The sequence below is a fragment of the Helicobacter hepaticus ATCC 51449 genome (assembly GCF_000007905.1).
GTDB lineage: Bacteria > Campylobacterota > Campylobacteria > Campylobacterales > Helicobacteraceae > Helicobacter_C > Helicobacter_C hepaticus.
Map to the genome: position 1 here is coordinate 492,989 of NC_004917.1, position 21,918 is coordinate 514,906.

A 21,918-nucleotide genomic window follows, 5' to 3' on the forward strand; every position below is an offset into this window, starting at 1 on the left:
GGCTCACTCATAGCTCTCAAATTTATGTTTTAAATTTGGTAATAGCATTATCAAGCTCTTGGGCTTTTTGCGACATATCATTAACATCTTTTTGTATAGTATGCCCTACACTTTGGGTAGATTCTGAAGAGCTCACTATATCTTGCATCATTTGAGCTAATTCTTTAGTGCTTTGAGCGATTGAAGTGCTAATATCTTTAAGATGAATAGAATTTTGCTTTGTAAGAACAAGATTTTGTTGTGTATGGTGCGCATCATCAATTAAAGGCGATGTTTTCTCTGTAATATACATCATATCCTTTGTGGTATCTCTAATTGTTTGCCCGACATCTTGGACACTTTGGGTTACAAGATTTACACTTGCTGCAATTTCATTGAGTGATTTTTGTGTCTTTTCTGCGAGTTTTCGCACCTCATCTGCAACAACAGCAAATCCTCTTCCGTGTTCTCCTGCACGTGCAGCTTCTATTGCTGCATTAAGAGCAAGTAAGTTTGTTTGATCTGCTATATCAGCAATAATAGAAAGAACTGATTTAATTTGATCTGCGTGTTGTGTTAGCTCTTCAACGTGTTGAAGAATATTTTGCTGTGTTTGAGCAGAATTGGTTATAAGCCCAATCGTGTCTTGAAGGTTTTTAACAAAATCATCTAAAATGCTTTCAGTTTGAGCAATATCACTTATAGTTGAACTTGTTGTTTTTTCGGCAACATCAAGCTTCTTACTCACATCTTGAGCAAGTAAGTTCACTCTATCAACTAGCTCAAATTGTGCGTCAGAATTTTTTGATAATACATTTGACATCTCTAATAAACCTTTACAAGTTTGTGTATTTTCTTCACTAACGTGTTTGCTTACAGCAATAGTCTCTTGAATAATTTTAATAAACCTATTCACATAATTTGAAGTTATTCCCACTTCATCATTACTTTTAATAGCAATACGTTTTGTAAGATCTCCACCGCCATCTTCAGTCAAGTCTTTTGCCATATCACGCAAACGATTAAGAGGCTTTACAAGCTCCTTTTCAAAAAAGATATAAAGCCCTAATAAAGCCAATATACCTGCGACAAACATTGTAAGCAAAAGATAATTTTCACTTTGTTCAATTTGTTCATAAAAACTCTCTGTAGAGATTCTTAACTCAAGCACTCCAAGCACATCGCCTTCTTTAAGTGTCCCATCTTGATGACATACCATACAACCCTCATCAGCAATAAGTGGCTTTTGGAGAAGCACATTATGCTCACCATTTTCATAAACTTCAGCAATTTGGGATTGTTTGCTTTCAAAGATATGTTGAATGTCTTTTTTTTGACTTACCTTGTCGGGCATATTAAACAAATCAATTACACTTTGAGACTTATGTATCTCAAGTGAGCGCACACCTGCTATTTTACGTGCATTATCTAATCCTGCATCAATCATTTCTCTTACACCAATATTCATACTCATACGCACGGTTTGAAAAATAGAATCTCCGAGCATTTGAGCATTTCTTTTGCCCTCCTTTACTACCATATCTTCGTATCCAGTAGAGACAATTTGATATAAAACACTAAAACCAATAATGATAAAAACAAACAATGTGAAAAGCACTTTAGAACGAAATGATTGTAACATTTTTTCACCCCCTAGGATTTTATATAATTACGCAAGTCTCTTTAAAGCTTCCTTAACAATTTCAGACACACTTAATGCTTCAATATGTTCTAACACTTTTTGTATTTCATTTCTCTTAAAGCCAAGTGATTGAAGTGCCAAAGATGCTTCATATTTGAGATTATTAGAAGGAGCAATACTTTCCTCTTGGGATTGAAGAAGCTGCGCAAAAAATCCTGCTATATCAACCATAATTTTTGCTGCACCTTTTACACCAATACCCGGCACTTTTTTTAAAGCTTCAATATCTTTATCAGCAATAATTTTTGCAAAATGTGTTGGTGTGTAGGTAGAAAGAATTGCTATTGCAACCTTTGGACCTACACCACTTATTTTAATAAGACGCTCAAAAGTCTGTTTTTCAATTTCCTCACAGAATCCAAAAAGCAAATGTGCATCTTCACGAATTATTTGTGCGCAAATAATTTTCACAGGAGCATCTGGTTGTGAATCTATTTTTGTTTGGAGCATAGAAGTAGCATTCAGAGACATTTGCATTCCATAAATCACACCTCCTACATCAATTTCAGCATACATAGGTTCTAATCTTATTATCGTTCCTCTTAATCCAACAATCACCAATTTCTCCTTTTTTATAATAAACTCATTAAAGAATCTTTATTTTATTCAACATTTAGGAACGCACTTCTCTCACAAGCTTTAGCTGTCCTTTATTAATACCAATATTTACCTCCTCTCCATCGCTTAAAATCATAATATCCTTACTCTCTGGGAAAAAACTCTCATAAACAACTTCATTTTCCTTTTGCCACGCTACATCACTTGTGATTTTTGCATCTTGAGTTTGTTTATCAAGAGATTCAAGACGCTTATCCAAATCTCTACTTTGTTGCTTAAGGGCTACTAACCTTTCTTTAAGATATTTCGTGCGTTGAAGTAAAATAACGTATTGTGCCATACTATCAATGATATTGCGCTCATTGGGTTTTTTATTTTTTTTGTTTTCCTCCATAATAGCTTTTATTTTTTCTACTACAGGTTTTGTTTTACGCACACGCACCAAATCTTTATTAAGCACAGCAAGGAGGGTATTCATCTCTTGGATATTCTGTGTAATTTGTTCGGTAATAGATTGCACCTCTTCTTGTGCCTTAAGAGAAGCACGCGAAGAGAGTGTAAAACGATTTTCTCCTCCGCTCATATTTTTAATATGTAAATGCTCTGACACAAAGATCTTTGTGTGGGAATGTAAGGTAGCAATTGTAATATTTCTTGCTTTAATAGTGCCTCCATTTGCTTGCTCAATAAATACTTCTTCGCCATCTATATTACCTAATTCAAGGCGCTCTACACGAACTTTATCGCCCATAACTTCACCTTTATGCAAATCAATATTTACTTCATCAGCTTTTATCGTGGAGCTTTGATGTGTTTGCCCATTGATTTCAATCTTCTTCCCTACTATTTTAGTATTTTCTGCCACACTTCCAAAAATTTTTATTTCACTTGCCTCAAGCGTAATACCTGCACCTATCGCATCTTGATTGGGGTCGCCACAAGTTACTTCTACTACAAAACCTTTTTTGTCACCTCCAAGCAATGAACCATTTTTACGTGAGCTCACTTCTGCAAAATTAAAATCTGTAATTACACGTAACTCACCCTCACTCATTCCTACATAGCCATCTTGTAATGCATAATACTCAATGCTCCCCTCTTTTTCTTCTTTGCGAAACTCATTATCTTTAAATTTAAGCTTTGCTTCTTCATTACCAATATCTGCACCCTCTGCATGTTTTTTGGCGTGTATATATTCACCCTTAAGGTTACGTCCGCTTACACCTACCTGTGGTTTAAGGCTTAAACCCACCAAATCTCCACTCTTTGCAGCATAAGAAGCAAAATCTATACTTTGAGTATGTGTTTTATTCCATTCATCTTTAAGCGTAAATATGAATTTTGCCCCCATTTCTGGTATGAATCCACTTGCCTTAGCAAGGGCAATGCTTTGAGAAGATTGTATTTTCCCTTGAATATTAAGATGAGAAAATAGCTCTTTGAGCGCATTAATTTCTTGTTTAATATCCTCATCAAATAACCTCACAATAATATGTTGACATATTTTTTTACGCGTAATCTCTGTATAAAGCTCTTCAAAAAATGTATCATCATTACGCACTTCTAGCCCTTCTTTAAGCTCCAAAACTAATTCATAACATTCACTATCCATTTTAAGCCCAACAAAAGGTGCTAAATCCCCTTTTTTTAATCCACGCAACAAAATATCATAAACCTGTTTAATTTCAAAATCATTTTTATTATATTCTGCATCATCACTTAGAATCCTTGCTCTCTCCTGTCCTTCAAGTAGGCTAAAATCCTTCTTTTTTTCGCCTCTATAAAAAGTGCTAATGCGCAATATATCAAAGCTTACCATATGCTCTTCAAAGGCATAAAGTTCAGTTATTTTTTTAAGTTCCATACCTACATCAACACAGCCCTTAATTGAGATAGGTTCAAAAAACTGCATAAAAACCTCCATAGCTTAAAGTTTGTTTATTGTAGCTATAATTCTACACTTTATTTCTTTATTAAAAGGCAAAATTTGATTAAAAAAGCATTTTTAACAAATAGTAGCGGAATTTTACTCTCTAGGATAGCAGGATTAATTCGTGATTTATGCACAGCAAAATTTCTAGGTGCAAGCGTGTATAGCGATATTTTCTTTGCTGCTTTTAAGCTCCCTAACCTCTTTCGCCGTGTATTTGGTGAAGGAGCCTTTACACAAAGTTTTTTGCCTAACTTCATTCATAGTCGCAAAAAAGGTATGTTTGCCTTGATTACTTTTATTATTTTTGCAGTTTTTATTTTATTTCTCTCGCTTTTGGTGGTATTTTTTAGTGGATTCTTTACAAAACTTCTTGCGTATGGTTTTAATGATGCAACCATTGAGCTTGCCAAACCCATTGTGGTGATTAATTTTTGGTATTTAGAACTTGTTTTTATTGTTACTTTTCTTTCCTCTTTATTGCAATATAAAAACTGCTTTTGGGTTAATGCTTACAATACCGCGCTTTTAAATATTGCAATGATTAGCGCTTTGCTTTTAGCACAAAATAAAGATTCTATGCAAATTGTCTATATGCTAAGTTATGGTGTGCTATGCGGTGGAGTAGCGCAAATTATACTCCATTTTTATCCACTCTATCGCTTGGGATTTTTTAAACTCTTATGGGTAGGTGTGATAGAGTTGTGGCAATGGATACACATTAAAGAACCAAATTCTAAACTCAAATGCAAAATCCGCTATGCCAAAATTGAAATAAAAACTTTCTTTAAACAATTCTTTCCTGCTATGCTCGGGAGCTCTACAGCCCAACTTGCTACTTTTACAGATACACTCCTCGCCTCATTTCTTATCAGCGGGAGTATTAGCGCACTCTATTATGCTAACAGAATCTTTCAGTTTCCCCTTGCAATCTTTGCCATAGCCATATCAACCGCACTCTTTCCCCTTGTAGCAAAAGCAATTAAAAACAAACAAGCCGATGTCGCACTTAATGCCTTAAAAAAATCATTTTGGTTTTTGCTTATTGTCCTTTGTGTATGTGTGCTTGGTGGTATTATGCTAAGCGAAGAGATTATCAGCCTTCTTTATCAATGGGGAAAATTCAGTGCAGATGACACTCTTATCGTAGCACAAGTTTTTAGCGCGTATATGATTGGTTTAGTGCCTTTTGGGTTAAGTAAAATTTTCTCCCTTTGGCTTTATTCTCATCAAATGCAAGGCAAAGCCGCAAAGATTTCAGCTATCTCTTTAGGCTGTGGGGTAATATTCTCTCTTGTGCTTATGCACCCATTTGGGGCAATGGGATTAGCATTATCGGGCAGTTTGAGCGGATTTGTGCTTTTTGTCCTCACAATTAGAATCTTTGGCTTCAAACAATTCTTAGCTATAATAAATAACAAAAAAGCGTGGTTACTTCTTGTAGGCATTGTGGGTTTGGAATCTCTACTTTTGTGGTATCTCAAACCCTATGTCAAAGCACTCGTTGATGCTTTTCATCTCTTTGTAAGGAACATTTTATGATTACTCTTTTTGATAGTGCTAAAAAACAAAAGATCCCTTTTACTCCTATACAAGATAATCAGATTCGATTATATGTGTGCGGTCCAACTGTGTATGATGATGCTCATTTAGGGCACGCTCGTAGCTCTATTGTTTTTGATTTATGGCGACGATTATTTTTATTTTTGGGATTTGAAGTAGTATTTGTTAAAAACTTTACAGACATTGATGATAAAATTATTAAAAAATCTCTTCAAAACAATGCAAGTGTGCAAGAGATAGGTTCGCACTATATCCATTCATATCTTAAAGATATGGCTTCTCTTGGCGTATTGCGTGCAGATATTGAGCCAAAAGCAACCGATAATCTACCCCAAATGTGCGAGATGATACAAACCTTGCTTCATAAAGGTTACGCTTATGAGGGTGAAAATAGTGATATTTATCTTCGTATCCACAAAGATAAAAACTATGGTGCTCTCTCTCAACGCCTTGAACAAAGCCATACCCAAAGTCGTATTCAAAATGCACAAGACAAGCTTGAACATAATGATTTTGCCCTTTGGAAAGGTTATAAGGGAGAGAATGATATTGCATATGATAGTCCATTTGGCAAAGGGCGTCCCGGCTGGCATATTGAATGTTCTGCAATGATTGAAAAACACTTAGCATACCAAAATGAAGAATATGGTATTGATATTCACGCAGGAGGATCAGATTTGCTCTTCCCTCATCACGAAAATGAAGCCTCACAAACGCGTTGTGCTACAGGAAGAGAAATTGCTAAATATTGGCTACACAATGGTTTTGTGAATATCAATGGTGAAAAAATGAGCAAATCTCTTGGCAATAGCTTTTTTATCAAAGATGCGCTAAAAGTCTATGATGGAGAGATTTTACGTAATTATTTGCTGGGCGTGCATTATCGCTTGGCACTCAATTTTAATGAAGAGGATTTGTTACAAAGCAAAAAACGACTTGATAAACTCTATCGCCTTAAAAAACGTGTTATAGAATCTCACATACAATCTCCTCAAATTACAAGAGAAGAAATAAAGCAATTTACTCACAATATCAAAGAAACCGCCAAAGAAGCGCATAAAACATTTTTATCCTCACTTGTTGAGGCTTTAAGCGATGATTATAATATCTCAAAAGCTTTGAGCATTATTGAGGATATGCTCTCTACAAGCAATGAATATTTAGACAAAAATCCTAAAGATAAAGCCTATAAGCAAGCTATTAAAGCAAATCTCGCGTGTATTGAATTTTTACTCGGGCTTGGAGGTAAATCCACACAAAGTTATTTTCAGCTTGGACTTGATGAAAAAACTAAGCAAGAGATAGAATCTAAAATTGCTAAGCGTCAAGAAGCAAAAGCACAAAAAAACTATGCACTTGCTGATAAGTTACGCGATGAGCTAAAATCGCAAGGTATTGAAATTATGGACACTCCTCAAGGCAGCACTTGGGAAAAAATCTAAGCTACATATCTACATATATCATCTGTGCAGCACTCAAAATTACTTTAGATGTAATAATATCTTGGGTAATGCGCTCTTTAAGCAAATTTAAATCACTAAAACTCTGATTGTCTCGTATTTTACGCACAAAACATATACTTGCCATATCGCTTTCACACACAATCTCCTTATCAAGGATATGGCTTTCAATACTAAAATGCCTATCTGTGCTTAAACGATGTCCCACAAAACATACACTTGGCATTATTTTTTCATTTACTTTGGTAAAACTTGCATACACGCCCTCTTGTGGTATTACATAGCCTCTCGTTTGAATATTTATTGTCGGATAAAGTCTCTTTGAGCCTAGATTCTGTCCTTTAATAATAGTGCCTTGTAAATGATAATAACGTCCAAGCATAGCTACTGCCATATCCATATCACCATAGCGAATAAATTCTTTAATTAAACTTGAATGCACACCTACACCATTTATACGATATTCTGGCATAATAACAACCTCGCCTGCAAATAAATGGCATAAATCACTCGCGCTAAAAGCCCTATTTTTTCCAAAATGAAAGTCATAGCCCACCACAAGACGTTTAAGGGAGGGAAATTTCTCTTTTAATATAGTTATAAATTTTTCGCCACTCCAATGTGAAATCTCTTCAAAAGCTACATAAATAAGAGCGCAGGGACTATATTGTTCTTTAGAGGGTGTAAGGCACATATCATCAAATTTTCCTTCAATGCAAAGCAAAGCACCTTTTTTATCCAAATGCTTAAAAAGCTCTTTGTGTGCTAAATGCATACCATCAAATTTTCCTAGTGCTAATGATTGCACTTCTTTATCGCTGCACATAGACAAAAAATTCTTCATTTCCTTCCTTTCCGCTTAATATACTTTGAGATGTGTGCAAGATTCTAAAACCTCTTGTTTGCACATAAGCACAAAAATCTGCAAGAGCAATATGTGCGAGTGTTTTGTCTTTTAATACGCCTTTTTTATCGCGTTTTGCTGCGCGTCCTACCTCAAATTGTGGTTTAAAGAGCCATATACACTCTGCGCTTACAAGTCGCTCAAAACTTTCCATAAGCTTATATAATGAAATAAAGCTCACATCGCACACTACTATATCAAAATACTCACAAGGCTCAAATTCTCGCACATCACATTCTTCAAAAACTCTTACACGCTCATCATCTCGCATATTCTGATGAAGCTGATTTTTCCCTACATCAACACATACTATTTCAGACACACCAAAATTTAAAAGCACTTGGGCAAATCCTCCTGTGCTTGAACCAATATCAAGCGCTCTTTTGCCTACTAAATATCCTTCCTCCCATAACCCCTTGCACACAAGCTCTTCAAAAAAGCCTCTTAATTTGTATCCTGCACGTCCAAGCAATAAGCCTTGTGTGTCTATATCTACCTCATCGCTGCTTTTTAAAGGTAAAGAGCTTTTATATACCACTTTGCCATTTACCCGCACACAGCCAGATTCTATCGCCTCTTGAGCTTTAGTGCGAGAAGATAAAAGTGTTTTAAGGTAAATATCAAGTCGCTGCATTATTTTGATTATTTTGTAAGATTGCTTTTTGCTTTTGCATAGCTAAAATCAACGCTCATATTTCCTACACCTGCAATTTCTACATTAAATTGTAGCATATCTTTGCCACGCGCACCTATAGATTCAAAAACCACTTTATACATATCATTATAAATAACATCAGGCTTTAGAAACTCCATATCCGCAGTGCTTAGTTTGCTGACATTGCTAGGTTTTATACTTTTATAAATATTTTTTAAAGAAAATTGTAAATCTTTTAATTTCACTTGTCCAAGCTTATCGTATAACTCTACAAAAAATACTTCTTTATTATCACTTCCTCCAAAAGTATCATCAACTTCATTCATATATCGCACAATCATCACAACTCGCGTGTGATTATGTATTAAAATTTGAGATTTTCTCATAGCTTGTATTTCGCGCTCTTTAAAGGCTCTTTTTTCTTTAGAATCCTCATATGCTGAAGTAATGTGTATAAAATCTTTACGATAAAAATCACTACAACCTGCAATCCACACATTCATACATATTCCTGTGATAACACACATACAAAGCCTCAATATAACCACATTTTCCCTTTTTCCTTTGTTTATCTTTAATTTTGTAAATGATACTTATTAGATTCTAAAATTATGGGAATTTTATCACAAAGTTTGCTACAATACCCAAATTTATCCCCAAAAGGAGATTTATGCGCCCGCCCAAACATCTCTTACGCACAAGCGATCTTGATAATTCACAAATAGAAACAATTTTACAACAAGCCCAAACCTACAAAGATATGCACCATAGAGAGAATCTTAAAAACAAAACTATTATTACCATTTTTTTTGAAAACTCCACGCGCACACTCTCAAGCTTTGAAATCGCTGCTAAACGCTTAAGTGCTGATGTTGTGCGACTTGATGTGAGTAAAAGCTCCACTACAAAGGGAGAGAGTATGTCTGATACTGCAGCCAATCTCAATGCAATGAATCCAAGCGCAATTATCATTCGTCATAAAAATGCAGGAGCTGGATATTATCTTAAATTCCAAGTGAGCTGCCCTATCATCAATGCAGGAGATGGTGCGCACGCACACCCTACACAAGCCCTACTTGATTTACTCACACTTAAAGAACATTTTGATAATGATTTAAACAATCTCAAAGGTAAAAAAATTGCAATTATTGGTGATATTGTAAATTCCCGTGTGGCAAATAGCAATATTGAGCTGCTCTCGCGTTTTGGTATGGAAGTGATTCTCGTTGCCCCACCTCATTTTCTTCCATCCACACATTTACGCACTTGCTACTCTTTGCGAGAAATTGCCAAAGAAGTTGATGTATTTATGAGTTTGCGCACTCAAACAGAAAGACACGATAAACAAATTTATGGCTCACTCAAAGACTATGCTTCACAATACTGCCTCACGCCCGAGATTCTAAGCGATAGAGATGTTATTGTTTTACATCCTGGACCTGTTCATCGTAACATTGATATTGATGATGAAGTGCTTAAAGACCCACGTTGCAAAGTTTTAGAGCAGGTAACTAACGGCGTATGTGTGCGTATGGCAGTGCTTGAATTTTGTATCTGCACATAAAGTTTATTTGATATTAAGTCTCAATTAAGCATAAAATGTTAGAATACATATTGTATTCTAAAAAATACGTAAATTTATTTGAAATATCTGCAAATATTTCAAACCTCAAATTAAGGATAAAAAATGAAAAAAACTTTAGTAGTTGCAGCCTTAGGAGGCTTATTTGCTTCAAGCGTGAATGCTTTTGATTACAAAGTAAGTGGTTCGGCGGAAAGTTTTACAAAATGGGGCTTTAATAATCAAAAACTTGATATACCCAACAATCAAGCTCCCACAGAGAGTTTTACGACATTATTTGCACAGCTTAATCTCAATGCAGATTTAGGAGCTGGATTTAAAGCAGGGTTTGGCGGGGCTTTGGGTGGATTAGCTTTTGATTCTACACGAAATGACCCTATATTGGATGGTGTAGGCTCTCCTGTTATTACTTCTTATTTTGGGACTGCGTGGGATAAGGCAAAAGTGCAAAATTATATGGTGCAAAATGCCTTTTTAGAGTATAGCTATAGTGATAATGTCTATTTTAAAGCCGGACGTTATCAATCTGGCAAGGTAGGTGAGTGGTTTAGTGGCTATAATCAAGGAGCAGAGGGTTATTTACAAGCTGGAAGTGTGAAACTCTGGGGATTTTTATCAAATCGCCGTGCCTTTGCGTATGACCAATGGTTTAATGATTTCTATCGTGTTCACGGAATTTATGGGGGAGGGGCTACGCGTAATACCTATGCTTTGGGGCTTAATCTTACTTTTGGTGGGCTTACACTCTCTGGATTCTCTTATTATACACCCGGAATAGTAACTGCTCCGGGCGCAAGTATTACCTTTGATACCAATCCAAACAAAGAATCTCAAGGCTTTAGAAGTATTACCAAACTTCGTTTTCTCGCACCTATAGCGGATATAAGCCAAAGAATCAATGCTAAAAGGTGGGGAGAGATAGATAAACACTCTTATACACTTTATCTTGAGCAACGATTTGAAGTCAATCTATTTAACTTTGGTGCAGGATATTATCAAAACTTTGGCAATGCAAATGAACTCATTGGACGCTGGGGAAATCCTATCTCTATTGATATTTGGACAGGAAGCGCATATGATATAGGACAATCCTTAAATGACATCATCGGCAGAAATGCCATTACAGGTTTTGGGTATATCGGGGCAAACTATAGCAGCTTTGATTGGAAAATATTAGGACGTGGAACAAACAGCCCGCGAAGTGCAGAACAAAGTGTGGCATTTATTCTTAATTATCAAATCCGCGAAGACATCGCTGTAGGTGGAAAACTAGAATGGTTTAGTGATACAACTAAGAAAGGGTATAGTCCTCTTGGAGGCTCTTATCAGTCTCAAAATAATGGTGGCACTATGCTTACTCAAAACCGCAAAGATGACCGATCTCACGCATTTTTCTATATACGCCATATATTCTAAAACTTATGGATTGTGGTATAATGCTGGCTCATAGAATCTTACCTAACATTAAGATTCTATAAATTTATCATTAATTATATCATTATAACAATCCTAAGGAGTAAAAATGGATACCAATGAGAAAGAATCTATAACATCTCAACAAAACACAAAAGAGCAGATAAAAGCGAAGTTTCTTGCTGATAAGGCACGTTTTATCACTGCTGGTGTGCTTATAGTTGCACTTATTTTAATTTTAAGCATTGATTCAACCTTACTTACTTGTATCGTGCTTGCTATTATTTGCCTCATTGGTGTGCAAGAATCCCTTAAACTCTATGCTCTCCCACCTGCATTACATTATTATATTGCTACAGCTTTTATTTGGGTGCTTGCATACTTTAATGAACGCATAATAGAATCTGCACTTTTTACTCTTGTGATTTACGCTTCCTATCTTGCTTATAGCAAAAAAATCTCGCCTAAAACCCTGCTTCCATTTATTTATCCTGTGTTGCCGTTTTTAAGCATTTACGCACTCTATAAAGACGCCGGAGGAGCTGGAGTATGGGTGATTGTATGGCTTATTGTCATTGTAGCCCTCACTGACACAGGAGCATATCTTGGAGGAAAAGCTTTTGGTAAAACGCCTTTTTGTCCTACGAGCCCCAAAAAAACCATTGAGGGTGTTATTTGTGGGGTAATTTGTGGGGTAATTTGTGGCTCTATTGTGGGAATTGGCACTTGTGGAAACTTCTTATACTCACTTGGTATTACTTTTGTAGTCGCAATTTCTTCTGTCTTTGGCGATTTATTTGAGAGTTATCTCAAACGCGAAGCAGGTGTGAAAGATAGTGGCTCTGTGTTGCCTGGACACGGTGGTGTGCTTGATAGGCTTGATGCTGTGCTTTTTGGTGCAATAGTAATGCACTTTTTACTTTTCTTTTTGCCCGGTTACAAAGACTTGGCAATTATGCTCTAATTAATGATTTTACTTGGTAGCACAGGGAGCATTGGCACAAACGCCCTTGAAGTTGCCTCACATTTTGATATACCCATAGAATCTCTGTGTGCTGGGAAAAATATCACGCTTTTAAATCAACAAATCGCACACTATGCGCCAAAAAATGTTTGTATTGCTGATAAAAATGACGCCCATAAACTCATAAATGGCAACTATAAGCTGTTTTTTGGGAGTGAGGGCATACTAGAAATGATAGAATCCTCTCATTCTCATCTACTGCTGAATGCCCTTGTAGGATTTGCTGGATTAAAACCTAGCTTTAAAGCCTTGCAATGTAACAAAAAACTCGCTCTTGCAAATAAAGAATCCCTAGTAAATGCTGGCTGGCTCTTGCAAAATGCAGATATTACTCCCATTGATAGCGAACATTTTGGCTTATGGTATTTACAAAACAATCGCCCAATAACTAAACTTTATATTACTGCAAGCGGTGGAGCTTTTAGGGATTATCCACTAGATAAAATCGCCCTTGCTACCCCACAAGAAGCACTTAAACACCCAAATTGGCAAATGGGATATAAAATCACCATAGATTCTGCAAGTATGGCAAATAAACTTTTTGAAATACTTGAAGCGCGTTGGCTCTTCGATATAGAATCTATTGATGCCTTTATTGAGCCAAGCTCAAGTATGCACGCACTTATTGAATTTGCAGATGGGAGCATTACAACACATATAAGCACGCCTGATATGAAGCTCCCTATTGCCTATGCACTTGATAAAGATAAGGCAGCACAAATGCCTTTTATCCAGCCTTTGGATATACAATCCCTCTGCCTTGCTCTTAAAAACATTGATACGCTTCGTTATCCGCTATGGAATCTTAAAGACACGCTTTTACATACACCACAAAAAGGCATTGTGCTAAATGCAAGCAATGAAATAGCCATAGAAGCGTTCTTAGCACAAAAAATACCTTTTGGACATATAAGTGCGCTTATTTTGGCGATGATGGAATATTTTGATAGCTTTAAGTTTGCTTCTTTGTGTGATTTAGAATCCATACAAGCCTTTGATAACCAAGTGCGTGCAGTCTCATCACAATGGTTAGAGAGAAAAATTAAAGAATAAATCAAACAAATTTGTTGTATATGCAACTTTTTGTTGCATTTGCACTACAAAAAAAAAAAAAGCGTTTTAAATTTTGTTTTTGCACTTATGTAGTGCTATAATTGTATGTCTCTAGTATCAAATGATACTAAAACTTTTAGACAAAAGGATTAAAATGAAAAAGATTCTTATCTCAAGTGCATTAGCAGCAAGCCTATTTGGTGTAGCTCAAGCACAAACAAGTGGGCTTTTTGTAGGGGTAAATGCAGGAGTGCCTATTACTACGCCCTCATATGGTCCTGCTATACCAAATTCTAGTATGTTTCCTACAAGCGGAATAGGCTGGGCAGTAGGACTAGATGTAGGCTATAAACAAGTCTTGAGCGAAAACTATGGTTTAAAATACTATATCAGCTATAACTACAATCAAAGCAAAGGTTCTAAGGATAATAGCCCTTTACCTAAAGTAAATGCTGATATTAATCAACATCTTATCACTGCAAATGTGGATTATTACTTTAATTTCACTCCTGCTTTTGGTGCATATATCGGTATTGGTGTAGGCTATCAACAATATGATCCTACTTGGAAAATAGCTGGAAATGCTATGCCTACTGAAGCTAAAGGCGGACTTGCCGTGCCTGTAAATGTGGGGCTTACCTATAACTTTAATGATGCAAGTCAAATCCTCCTTGGAGCAAAAATTCCATTACTAGGCTATGATTATAAAATTACGCAACCTGTTGTAGGAGATGTGAAAGCAGCTACACTTCGCACTTACATCGTGCAAATTGGCTATAACTACACTTTCTAAATGTTTTTCCCTGCTTTCTATCAAAGAAGCGGGGAAGCAATCTTAAACTTTATTACCCTAAAAAAATCAAAATATGCTACAATGTGTCCATTTTAAGGCATAAGGAACATAAATGAATACATATGATGAGAATCTCTTATATTCCACGCGAGATGATACAGCCTTTGGCGTAAGCTTTCAACACGCTTTATTACACCCGAATGCACAACATAATGGGCTTTATACCTTTACCAAACTCCCTCATATCAGCCTAGAGGACATTGAAAATTTTACAAACCTTACTTATACCAAGCTGTGCGTAGATATTTTTAATCGCTTAAAACTTGGAATCCATAGAAGTGTGCTTGAAGAAGCACTTTTAAGCTATAAAAATTTTGATGATTCTTATAATCCTGCTCCACTTAAAGTGGTAAATGAGAATCTCTTTATGCTTAATCTCTTCTCTGGTCCTACGCGTGCTTTTAAAGATATGGCACTTCAACCCTTTGGACGTTTGTTTGCACATCTTGCTACGCAAGATACAAGACCCTATCTTATTCTCACTGCCACAAGCGGTGATACCGGACCTGCAACCTTGCAGAGCTTTGCAAATCAACCTCATATCAGGGTTGTGTGCATTTATCCTTATGGAGGCACTAGCGATGTGCAGCGATTACAAATGACAACTCATACCGCACCAAATGTAAAAGTTATTGGTATTGAGGGGGATTTTGATGGAGCGCAAAGTGCATTAAAAAAACTTATCGCAAATGTAGATTTTGTAAAAAAACTCAAAGAGCAAGGATTTGCGCTCTCTGCTGCAAATTCTGTGAATATTGGACGCATTGCATTTCAAATCATTTATTATTTTTGGGCGTATGTAAAATTACTTAAAGATGGACATATTACACTTGGGGAAAAGATCTCTGTTGTCGTGCCAAGTGGCAACTTTGGCAATATTTTAGGAGCGTTTTTTGCAAAAAAAATGGGTTTACCCCTTGAGCGTCTTGTGAGCGCTTCTAATGCAAATAATATCTTAAGTGATTTTATAAACACGGGTGTATATGATATTTCTAAGCGAAACTTAATTAAAACCAAATCCCCTGCTATGGATATTTTAAAAAGTTCAAATGTAGAGAGAGTGCTTTATGCACTCTTTGGCGCACAACGCACAAAGCAATTAATGGATAGCCTTGATAAAAAAGATTTTTATAGCCTCACTGCTGAAGAGTTAAGCTTACTTCAGCAAGATTTTAGTGCATTTGAATGTGATGATAAAATGTGTATGCAGAGCATTGCGCAAGGATTCAAAGAAGGATTACTACTTGACCCGCATAGTGCGATTGCTTATTTTGTAGCAAAAAATTTGCAAAAAAGTAGTGTAATTGGCAAAAGTGTATTTCTTGCCACAGCAGAATGGAGTAAATTCGCCCCAAGTGTGAGAGAAGCACTCAAAGAAGCAGACATCATTAAAAACACACAAGAAGCTTATGAAATAAGCGATAAACAAGCCATTGATGAGATTTGCTCACTCTCTTGTGCCAATAATCCTATCAAAGCACCCGAGCAGATTCTCCAACTTTTTAGCAAAAAAGAAGTGCAGCAAGACATTATCCCTATTCCACAGCTAGAGATGTGTATAATGCGATGGGTGAGATGTTCTCTCAAGCATTCTTAAAATTAATACAAAATATGGTAAAATGCGCTATAAATCGCTTTTAAATGTGTATAAAATGCTAAATGAAAAGATATAGGAGCAAAAATGGATTTTGTAAGCGTCATTATGGGAAGTAAAAGTGATTGGAATGTGATGAGCGAGTGCATAGAAGTGTTAAAGAAATTTGATGTAGCCTATGAGGTAATAATCAGTTCGGCTCATCGCTCACCAGAGCGCACAAAATCATACATTAAAGATGCACAATCTCGTGGTGCGCAGGTTTTCATTGGAGCAGCAGGTATGGCAGCACACTTAGCCGGGGCTATCGCCTCTCAAACTTGTAAGCCCGTTATTGGTGTGCCACTTAATGGAGGTGCATTAGATGGACTTGATGCTCTTCTCTCAACAGTGCAAATGCCAAGCTCAATGCCTGTGGCAACGACAAGTATTGGTAAAGCCGGGGCGATTAATGCAGCATATTTAGCAATGCAAATTTTAAGCCTTAAAAATGATGAACTTGCGGGCAAATTAATAGAAGATAGAGTGATGAAAGCAAAAAAGGTAGAACTAGATTCAGCAGAGATTGAAGTGAGAATTTAAGGGGACACAATGGAAAATACAACTTGGCTTGTGCTTGAGGAATTTACCAAACTCTCTGGCTTAGATGAAACCAAAATTATGGAACTCATTAAAGAAGGAGCTATCAAAAGTAAAGAAGAAAATGGAAAAATCTTGGTAGATGCGACTTCGGGCACTTCTGCACTTGTCAAAAAAGTAGAATCTGGGCTTGTCTCTGCGGATATGAATGGCAAGGAACTTGACCCTGTATTTGTAGAAAAAACAATTTCAACCATTCTAGGCTTACACGATAAAGTCATCGCTTCAAAAGATGAAACTATTAGTGCATTTAAAAATGAAAATTCTTTCCTTAAAGATGCGCTTATTTCTATGCAAGAAGTCTATGATGATGACAAAAAGACGATGGAAACGCTACGTGCAGAACTAGAGCGCTCACGGGAGGAAATTGAATTTATGAAGCGCAAATATCGCCTTATGTGGGGTAAAGTCTCAAATATGACAGAGTCAAAATGATAGCACAAGATAAGTGTTTTGATTGTCTGCAAAAACAGGTTGAAAATCTCTGCCTTGTATTAAAACCACACAATGCTTCTAGTATTACACAACAAATCAAAGATAAATTGGCTCAAAAAGCCGCACAAAGCCGCACTCTTGCTCCGCCTCAAATTGCTATTGAGATTTATCAATGCGTTGAGCAAAATCTAGGCATAAGCGACCCTTTTATACATATTAAACAAGAGAGTATGGTGCGCGCTCATAGCATTTGTGAGAATCTCCTTGTCTCTTATCCTGCTCCTGTGCTTGAACGCACTTCATCGGGAAAATGGAGCGTGGATTCTATGCGTAGGCGACTTGATTGGGCGATAAGAGTAGCAATTTTGGGAAATGTCATTGATTATGGCTCTCAAAGTGCTTTTAGTTTTGAGAATGCAGATTTTGGCTTTAAAGAAATGATATTTGGTGATTTTTGCCTTGATGCACTCATAGATAAACTTGAGTGTGCTAAAATCCTCTTTTATCTTGCTGATAATGCGGGAGAAAATATCTTTGATGAAGTGCTTATATCTTCCCTTAAAGAAATTTATCCACAACTTCAAATATATTACGCACTGCGTGGAAAGCCTATTATTAACGACCTTACCTTAGAAGATATGCGCCACCCTTTGGCAAAGGGTATAGGACATTATTGCACACTTATAGATTCTGGCGTGCAGAGTCCGGGCTTTGTTTATGCAGATGCTTGTGAGCGTGCGCAAAAACTCTATGATGAAGCTGATGTGATTCTTTCTAAGGGTATGGGAAATTTTGAATGTTTGCAATCTCATAAAGATGAGCGACTTTTTATGCTTTTTAAAGTCAAATGCGATGTTGTAGCTGCATTTTGTGGTGTGGAAAAAGGCACAATGATGTTAAAGCATAATGTCAAATAAGGAGAAATATGTTAAGTTTTTCAGATATTTTATTAAAATTACAAGAATTTTGGAAAAATCAAGGCTGCCTCATTGTCCAGCCTTATGACATTCCTGCAGGAGCTGGGACATTCCACCCTGCAACCCTACTTAGAAGTCTTGATTCTAAGCCGTGGAATGTAGCTTATGTCGCACCTTCACGCCGCCCCACAGATGGACGATACGGAGAAAATCCTAACCGCTTAGGAAGTTACTATCAATTTCAAGTGCTTATCAAACCAAGTCCTGATAATATACAAGAGCTCTACTTACGTAGCCTTGAGGCTTTAGGATTAGATTTAAAATCACACGATGTGCGATTTGTAGAAGATAATTGGGAATCTCCAACGCTTGGTGCGTGGGGATTAGGCTGGGAAGTATGGCTTGATGGTATGGAAGTAACTCAATTCACTTACTTTCAACAAGTAGGAGGTATCCCTTGTCGCCCTGTAGCAGTAGAAATCACTTATGGAGTGGAGCGTTTAGCAATGTATATTCAAAGTGTAGAAAATATCTTTGATATTCTTTGGAATGATTCCTCAAACTCTGCACCTATGCTTTATGCTGATGTTCATTTGCAAAGCGAATATGAATTTTCTAAATACCATTTTGAGCTTGCTGATACACAAATGATTTTTTCTCTCTTTAATCAATACACTCAAGAAGTCAAACATTGTTTGCAACAAAAAGTCCCTCTTGTAGCCTATGATTACACAATGTTAGCAAGTCATTTTTTTAATATCCTTGATGCGCGTAAAGCTATCTCTGTAGCTCAAAGACAAAACTATATCTTACAAATACGCGAACTCGCTAAAGGCTGTGCCACACTCTATAAAGAAATGGAAGAAGAGAGAACTATGCGAAGAGAAAAAAACAAAGGATTATGATGCGCCTTTTTCTGATTTTAATTTTTATATTTAGCATACTTCACGCGGAGAATCTTGTGCGTGATTTTGAACTTTATAAACTCAATGATGGAGACAAAAGAGCACCTACTTTACTCCTTATGGGCGGGATTCACGGCGATGAACCCGGAGCATATTACTCTACTGATTTATTTATGCGTCATTACAAAATCACAAAGGGTAGTGTGTGGGTTGTGCCTGTTGTTAATCCTCATAGTATGTTTGCAAATGTGCGTGGTTTATATGGTGATATGAATCGCAAATTTGCTGCGCTTGCTCAAAACGACCCTGATTATCAGAGTATCCAAAAAATCAAAGAGCTTCTTGCTCATCCACAGATTGATATTTCAATGCACCTCCACGATGGGAGTGGATATTGGCGTCCTACCTATGTGAGTAACCTCCTTAATCCGCTCCGTTGGGGAAATTGCTCGGTAATAGACCAAGTAGAGCTTAAAGGCTCAAAATATGGCAAATTAGAATCTTTTGTGATTCAAATGGTGGCAGATATTAATGAGTATATCCTACACCCTCTCCATCGCTACTCTGTGCATAATACTCATACAAAATCTAAAAATGATACACAACAACTCAAAGCCCTCACTTTTTTCTCACTCTCGCTCGGCAAACCAGCCCTCACAAATGAAGCAAGCAAAGAGCTTGATATTCAAATACGCGTATATTATCACCTCCTCGCCATAGAATCTCTACTCGGACAGCTTGGTATAGAATTTGAGAGAGATTTTGAACTTAATCCCGCCTCTATCAAAAAACTTATCTCTACTGCACATTTACAAGCACATATTGAAGGACTCATCACTTTGCCCTTAGATTCTCTACGCCCTCTTATTACTTATTTTCCGCTTCCTCAAGGCGTAGAACCAAAACATATTAAGATTCAAAGCCCAAGTCATATACTCGGCTTAGTGAAAAATCAACAAGGGGGTATAGAGATTAAATATGGCTCACGCACACTTAGCACACTCTCACCCCAATGGAGCGCTTTTGATAGCTCATTGGGCAGTGTGAATATGAAAATTGATGATAAAATGCAGTCTGTGCATTTGGGTTCAATAGTTTATGCAAAAGAAAGTATAGAGTTTGAACCCATGAGTGAATATCGCGTAAATATTATAGGCTATGTCAAGCCTAATGATACTTCGCCTTTACCCAATGAAAGTGGTATCAAAGTCCATAAAAAAGACTTTATGCCACGATATAGCCTTGATAAACAATCTCTTATTTATCGCGCTGAAATCTATCGCAAAGATGTATTTAGCGGTATGATAACTATTTCTTTTGATAAACCTCCACTTGATAATCCCACACCTTATAAACTTATAGCCTATAAACCTGCACCTAATTCACCCCTTGCTTTAGCTCTAGCACACACTCATACCAAACAGACATCACCAAGCACTATACCACCTAAAAATATAGCCCTTGCTTCTAAAGAATCTATGCCTAAAAATGAACAAAAAGAATCTACTAAGCCTACAATCAAAATACCACAACAAACTATGACTCGTTTTGTTAGACCCTCTATTGGCGTTAATGTCCGATTAAAACCAAGCATACAAGATTCTATAATTGCGAAACTTCCACAAGGAGCGAAAGTAGAAGTTTTAGAACAAGTGGGTAAATGGAGCAAAATTGCAAAAGATAGTAAAAATGGTGTAAATCAAGAGGGCTACATTAGCTCATATATGCTAACAGAGGCACTTCAAGATGCTCCGCAAGAGAATACAAAACCTATAGAATCCACACCAAAAGATATATCACAAAAAACTCAAGATTCCTCTGTGAAAGCACTTCCTATAAATGCACAAGTAAAAGTAAATATTGCGCTTGTGCGCTTAGAGCCTTCCATCACTGCGCCCATTGTGGCTAAAGCACCTTTGGGACGCAAAATGCAAATTCTTTCTTTTGAGGGGCAAAATGGAGAATGGGCAAAGATTCATTATATTTTTGAGGGGAAACAAGGGGTGCGTGAAATTAATGGCTATATAGCAAAACATCTCCTTAACCCTCTATAAAAAGGCTATATGATGGGGTTTGAAATTACTGAAAACACATTTGTGATTTCTGATAGTCATTTTGGACATAAGGCTGTTTTGCAGCGCGAACCTAGTCGGCTCAAAAGTGCCAAAGCCTATGGATATAGTGATTTTTATGCGTTTCATAAACATTTATGGAATCAAGTAGTGGGCAAAAAAGATACGCTTTTGCATTTGGGAGATTTATATTATGCAGGTGGATTCCCTTATCTTAAAGGACTCAATGGCACGAAAAAACTTGTAATAGGAAATAATGATGTGGAACGTTTTGAAAAACTTAAAAATCTTAAAAGTTGGAGTGTTCAAAAAGGTTTAGCCTTACAAGTTCCCCAAAGCGAGGCAATTCTCAAAAAGCTCTATGCACAATTTGGCAAAAGTATGGTAAAAGATGATATTTATCTCAATGCCATAGTGCTTGATTGTGCAGGAGAGCGCATTATGTTTTCGCATTTTCCTGTGTTTCATCGCAAGGCACACGATAGATTCACTAAAAGTAGAGATACGCTTGATAAGCTTTTTGCCCTCGCGGATTGCTCACTGAATATTCACGGACATATCCATTCACGCAATACAAATTATTCCTTTTGTTTTAATGTCAGCTGCGAACAGCTAGGTTTTGCTCCCAAACGACTTAAAGAAATTATTACCTTATGGCGACATAAAGTCCATATTTAGGG

Annotated in this window: 20 protein-coding genes; 14 read left to right on the forward strand and 6 right to left on the reverse strand. The window is 36.7% G+C overall.

Annotated elements, in window-relative coordinates:
• Positions 1-22: 22 nt before the first annotated feature.
• From HH_RS02570 to HH_RS02580, 3 genes are read right to left on the reverse strand one after another with little or no spacing between them, the layout of a single operon-like run.
• On the reverse strand, positions 23-1,621 hold the full coding sequence (locus tag HH_RS02570; protein WP_011115355.1) for a methyl-accepting chemotaxis protein: 1,599 nt from the start codon (positions 1,619-1,621) through the stop codon (positions 23-25).
• Positions 1,622-1,648: 27 nt separating this feature from the next.
• Entirely contained in the window at positions 1,649-2,239 is a 591-nt protein-coding gene (gene ruvA, locus HH_RS02575) for a Holliday junction branch migration protein RuvA (RefSeq protein WP_011115356.1), read from the reverse strand.
• A 55-nt stretch (positions 2,240-2,294) separates the two neighbouring features.
• Positions 2,295-4,151, reverse strand: coding sequence for a hypothetical protein (locus tag HH_RS02580; RefSeq protein WP_011115357.1), 1,857 nt, complete (start codon positions 4,149-4,151; stop codon positions 2,295-2,297).
• Positions 4,152-4,226: 75 nt separating this feature from the next.
• Here HH_RS02580 and murJ point away from each other — a divergent pair, with 75 nt between their 5' ends.
• Entirely contained in the window at positions 4,227-5,711 is a 1,485-nt protein-coding gene (gene murJ, locus HH_RS02585; RefSeq protein ID WP_041308985.1) for a murein biosynthesis integral membrane protein MurJ, read from the forward strand.
• Complete coding sequence (gene cysS / locus HH_RS02590) at positions 5,711-7,174, forward strand: cysteine--tRNA ligase (RefSeq protein ID WP_193328813.1); 1,464 nt, start codon at positions 5,711-5,713, stop codon at positions 7,172-7,174. The genes murJ and cysS overlap by 1 nt, the downstream gene beginning before the upstream one ends.
• Before the next feature lies 1 nt (position 7,175).
• Here cysS and HH_RS02595 read toward each other — a convergent pair whose 3' ends face one another.
• The 3 genes from HH_RS02595 to HH_RS02605 are packed head-to-tail and all read right to left on the reverse strand — an operon-like array spanning position 7,176 to position 9,278.
• The gene (locus HH_RS02595; protein WP_011115360.1) at positions 7,176-8,036 is read right to left on the reverse strand and encodes a bifunctional riboflavin kinase/FAD synthetase; all 861 of its coding nucleotides are present in this window, start codon (positions 8,034-8,036) and stop codon (positions 7,176-7,178) included.
• Positions 8,005-8,730: a 23S rRNA (cytidine-2'-O)-methyltransferase TlyA gene (gene tlyA / locus HH_RS02600; RefSeq protein ID WP_011115361.1), complete on the reverse strand. Its 726-nt coding sequence runs from the start codon at positions 8,728-8,730 to the stop codon at positions 8,005-8,007. The genes HH_RS02595 and tlyA overlap by 32 nt, the downstream gene beginning before the upstream one ends.
• Positions 8,731-8,738: 8 nt before the next feature.
• A complete protein-coding gene (locus tag HH_RS02605) occupies positions 8,739-9,278 on the reverse strand; it encodes a hypothetical protein (protein ID WP_050720598.1) in 540 nt (179 codons plus the stop codon).
• A gap of 143 nt (positions 9,279-9,421) precedes the next feature.
• On the opposite strand from HH_RS02605, the gene HH_RS02610 reads away from it, so the two are divergent.
• The 12 genes from HH_RS02610 to HH_RS02665 all read left to right on the forward strand — a co-directional run bounded on the left by HH_RS02610 (position 9,422) and on the right by HH_RS02665 (position 21,916).
• Positions 9,422-10,315, forward strand: a complete 894-nt coding sequence (locus tag HH_RS02610) for an aspartate carbamoyltransferase catalytic subunit (protein WP_011115363.1) — start codon at positions 9,422-9,424, stop codon at positions 10,313-10,315.
• 123 nt (positions 10,316-10,438) lie between these two features.
• The gene (locus HH_RS02615) at positions 10,439-11,749 is read left to right on the forward strand and encodes an outer membrane family protein (protein ID WP_011115364.1); all 1,311 of its coding nucleotides are present in this window, start codon (positions 10,439-10,441) and stop codon (positions 11,747-11,749) included.
• Between the two features lie 106 nt (positions 11,750-11,855).
• Entirely contained in the window at positions 11,856-12,710 is an 855-nt protein-coding gene (locus HH_RS02620) for a phosphatidate cytidylyltransferase (RefSeq protein ID WP_011115365.1), read from the forward strand.
• Positions 12,711-12,713: 3 nt separating this feature from the next.
• Positions 12,714-13,823 (forward strand): 1-deoxy-D-xylulose-5-phosphate reductoisomerase, encoded by a 1,110-nt coding sequence (gene dxr, locus HH_RS02625; RefSeq protein ID WP_011115366.1) that lies wholly within the window; start codon positions 12,714-12,716, stop codon positions 13,821-13,823.
• A 154-nt stretch (positions 13,824-13,977) separates the two neighbouring features.
• The gene (locus HH_RS02630) at positions 13,978-14,616 is read left to right on the forward strand and encodes an outer membrane beta-barrel protein (RefSeq protein WP_011115367.1); all 639 of its coding nucleotides are present in this window, start codon (positions 13,978-13,980) and stop codon (positions 14,614-14,616) included.
• A 112-nt stretch (positions 14,617-14,728) separates the two neighbouring features.
• On the forward strand, positions 14,729-16,273 hold the full coding sequence (thrC, locus tag HH_RS02635; protein WP_011115369.1) for a threonine synthase: 1,545 nt from the start codon (positions 14,729-14,731) through the stop codon (positions 16,271-16,273).
• Between the two features lie 84 nt (positions 16,274-16,357).
• On the forward strand, positions 16,358-16,852 hold the full coding sequence (gene purE / locus HH_RS02640) for a 5-(carboxyamino)imidazole ribonucleotide mutase (RefSeq protein ID WP_011115370.1): 495 nt from the start codon (positions 16,358-16,360) through the stop codon (positions 16,850-16,852).
• A gap of 9 nt (positions 16,853-16,861) precedes the next feature.
• Positions 16,862-17,344, forward strand: a complete 483-nt coding sequence (locus HH_RS02645) for a DUF3972 domain-containing protein (protein WP_011115371.1) — start codon at positions 16,862-16,864, stop codon at positions 17,342-17,344.
• Entirely contained in the window at positions 17,341-18,261 is a 921-nt protein-coding gene (locus HH_RS02650; RefSeq protein WP_011115372.1) for a damage-control phosphatase ARMT1 family protein, read from the forward strand. Before HH_RS02645 ends, HH_RS02650 begins: the two co-directional genes overlap by 4 nt.
• Positions 18,262-18,269: 8 nt before the next feature.
• Positions 18,270-19,166, forward strand: coding sequence for a glycine--tRNA ligase subunit alpha (gene glyQ / locus HH_RS02655; protein WP_011115373.1), 897 nt, complete (start codon positions 18,270-18,272; stop codon positions 19,164-19,166).
• Positions 19,166-21,220 (forward strand): M99 family carboxypeptidase catalytic domain-containing protein, encoded by a 2,055-nt coding sequence (locus tag HH_RS02660; protein ID WP_011115374.1) that lies wholly within the window; start codon positions 19,166-19,168, stop codon positions 21,218-21,220. The genes glyQ and HH_RS02660 overlap by 1 nt, the downstream gene beginning before the upstream one ends.
• A 9-nt stretch (positions 21,221-21,229) precedes the next feature.
• A complete protein-coding gene (locus HH_RS02665; protein WP_011115375.1) occupies positions 21,230-21,916 on the forward strand; it encodes a metallophosphoesterase in 687 nt (228 codons plus the stop codon).
• Positions 21,917-21,918: the final 2 nt, after the last annotated feature.

What these genes read in the sequence shown, in the direction of transcription:
- HH_RS02570 (WP_011115355.1), bottom strand. Translation starts at nt 1,621, where the DNA reads ATGTTACAATCATTTCGTTCTAAAGTGCTTTTCACATTGTTTGTTTTT.
- HH_RS02580 (WP_011115357.1), bottom strand. Translation starts at nt 4,151, where the DNA reads ATGCAGTTTTTTGAACCTATCTCAATTAAGGGCTGTGTTGATGTAGGT.
- HH_RS02595 (WP_011115360.1), bottom strand. Translation starts at nt 8,036, where the DNA reads ATGAAGAATTTTTTGTCTATGTGCAGCGATAAAGAAGTGCAATCATTA.
- tlyA (WP_011115361.1), bottom strand. Translation starts at nt 8,730, where the DNA reads ATGCAGCGACTTGATATTTACCTTAAAACACTTTTATCTTCTCGCACT.
- HH_RS02605 (WP_050720598.1), bottom strand. Translation starts at nt 9,278, where the DNA reads ATGTGTGTTATCACAGGAATATGTATGAATGTGTGGATTGCAGGTTGT.
- HH_RS02610 (WP_011115363.1), top strand. Translation starts at nt 9,422, where the DNA reads ATGCGCCCGCCCAAACATCTCTTACGCACAAGCGATCTTGATAATTCA.
- HH_RS02615 (WP_011115364.1), top strand. Translation starts at nt 10,439, where the DNA reads ATGAAAAAAACTTTAGTAGTTGCAGCCTTAGGAGGCTTATTTGCTTCA.
- HH_RS02620 (WP_011115365.1), top strand. Translation starts at nt 11,856, where the DNA reads ATGGATACCAATGAGAAAGAATCTATAACATCTCAACAAAACACAAAA.
- dxr (WP_011115366.1), top strand. Translation starts at nt 12,714, where the DNA reads ATGATTTTACTTGGTAGCACAGGGAGCATTGGCACAAACGCCCTTGAA.
- HH_RS02630 (WP_011115367.1), top strand. Translation starts at nt 13,978, where the DNA reads ATGAAAAAGATTCTTATCTCAAGTGCATTAGCAGCAAGCCTATTTGGT.
- thrC (WP_011115369.1), top strand. Translation starts at nt 14,729, where the DNA reads ATGAATACATATGATGAGAATCTCTTATATTCCACGCGAGATGATACA.
- purE (WP_011115370.1), top strand. Translation starts at nt 16,358, where the DNA reads ATGGATTTTGTAAGCGTCATTATGGGAAGTAAAAGTGATTGGAATGTG.
- HH_RS02645 (WP_011115371.1), top strand. Translation starts at nt 16,862, where the DNA reads ATGGAAAATACAACTTGGCTTGTGCTTGAGGAATTTACCAAACTCTCT.
- HH_RS02650 (WP_011115372.1), top strand. Translation starts at nt 17,341, where the DNA reads ATGATAGCACAAGATAAGTGTTTTGATTGTCTGCAAAAACAGGTTGAA.
- glyQ (WP_011115373.1), top strand. Translation starts at nt 18,270, where the DNA reads ATGTTAAGTTTTTCAGATATTTTATTAAAATTACAAGAATTTTGGAAA.
- HH_RS02660 (WP_011115374.1), top strand. Translation starts at nt 19,166, where the DNA reads ATGCGCCTTTTTCTGATTTTAATTTTTATATTTAGCATACTTCACGCG.
- HH_RS02665 (WP_011115375.1), top strand. Translation starts at nt 21,230, where the DNA reads ATGATGGGGTTTGAAATTACTGAAAACACATTTGTGATTTCTGATAGT.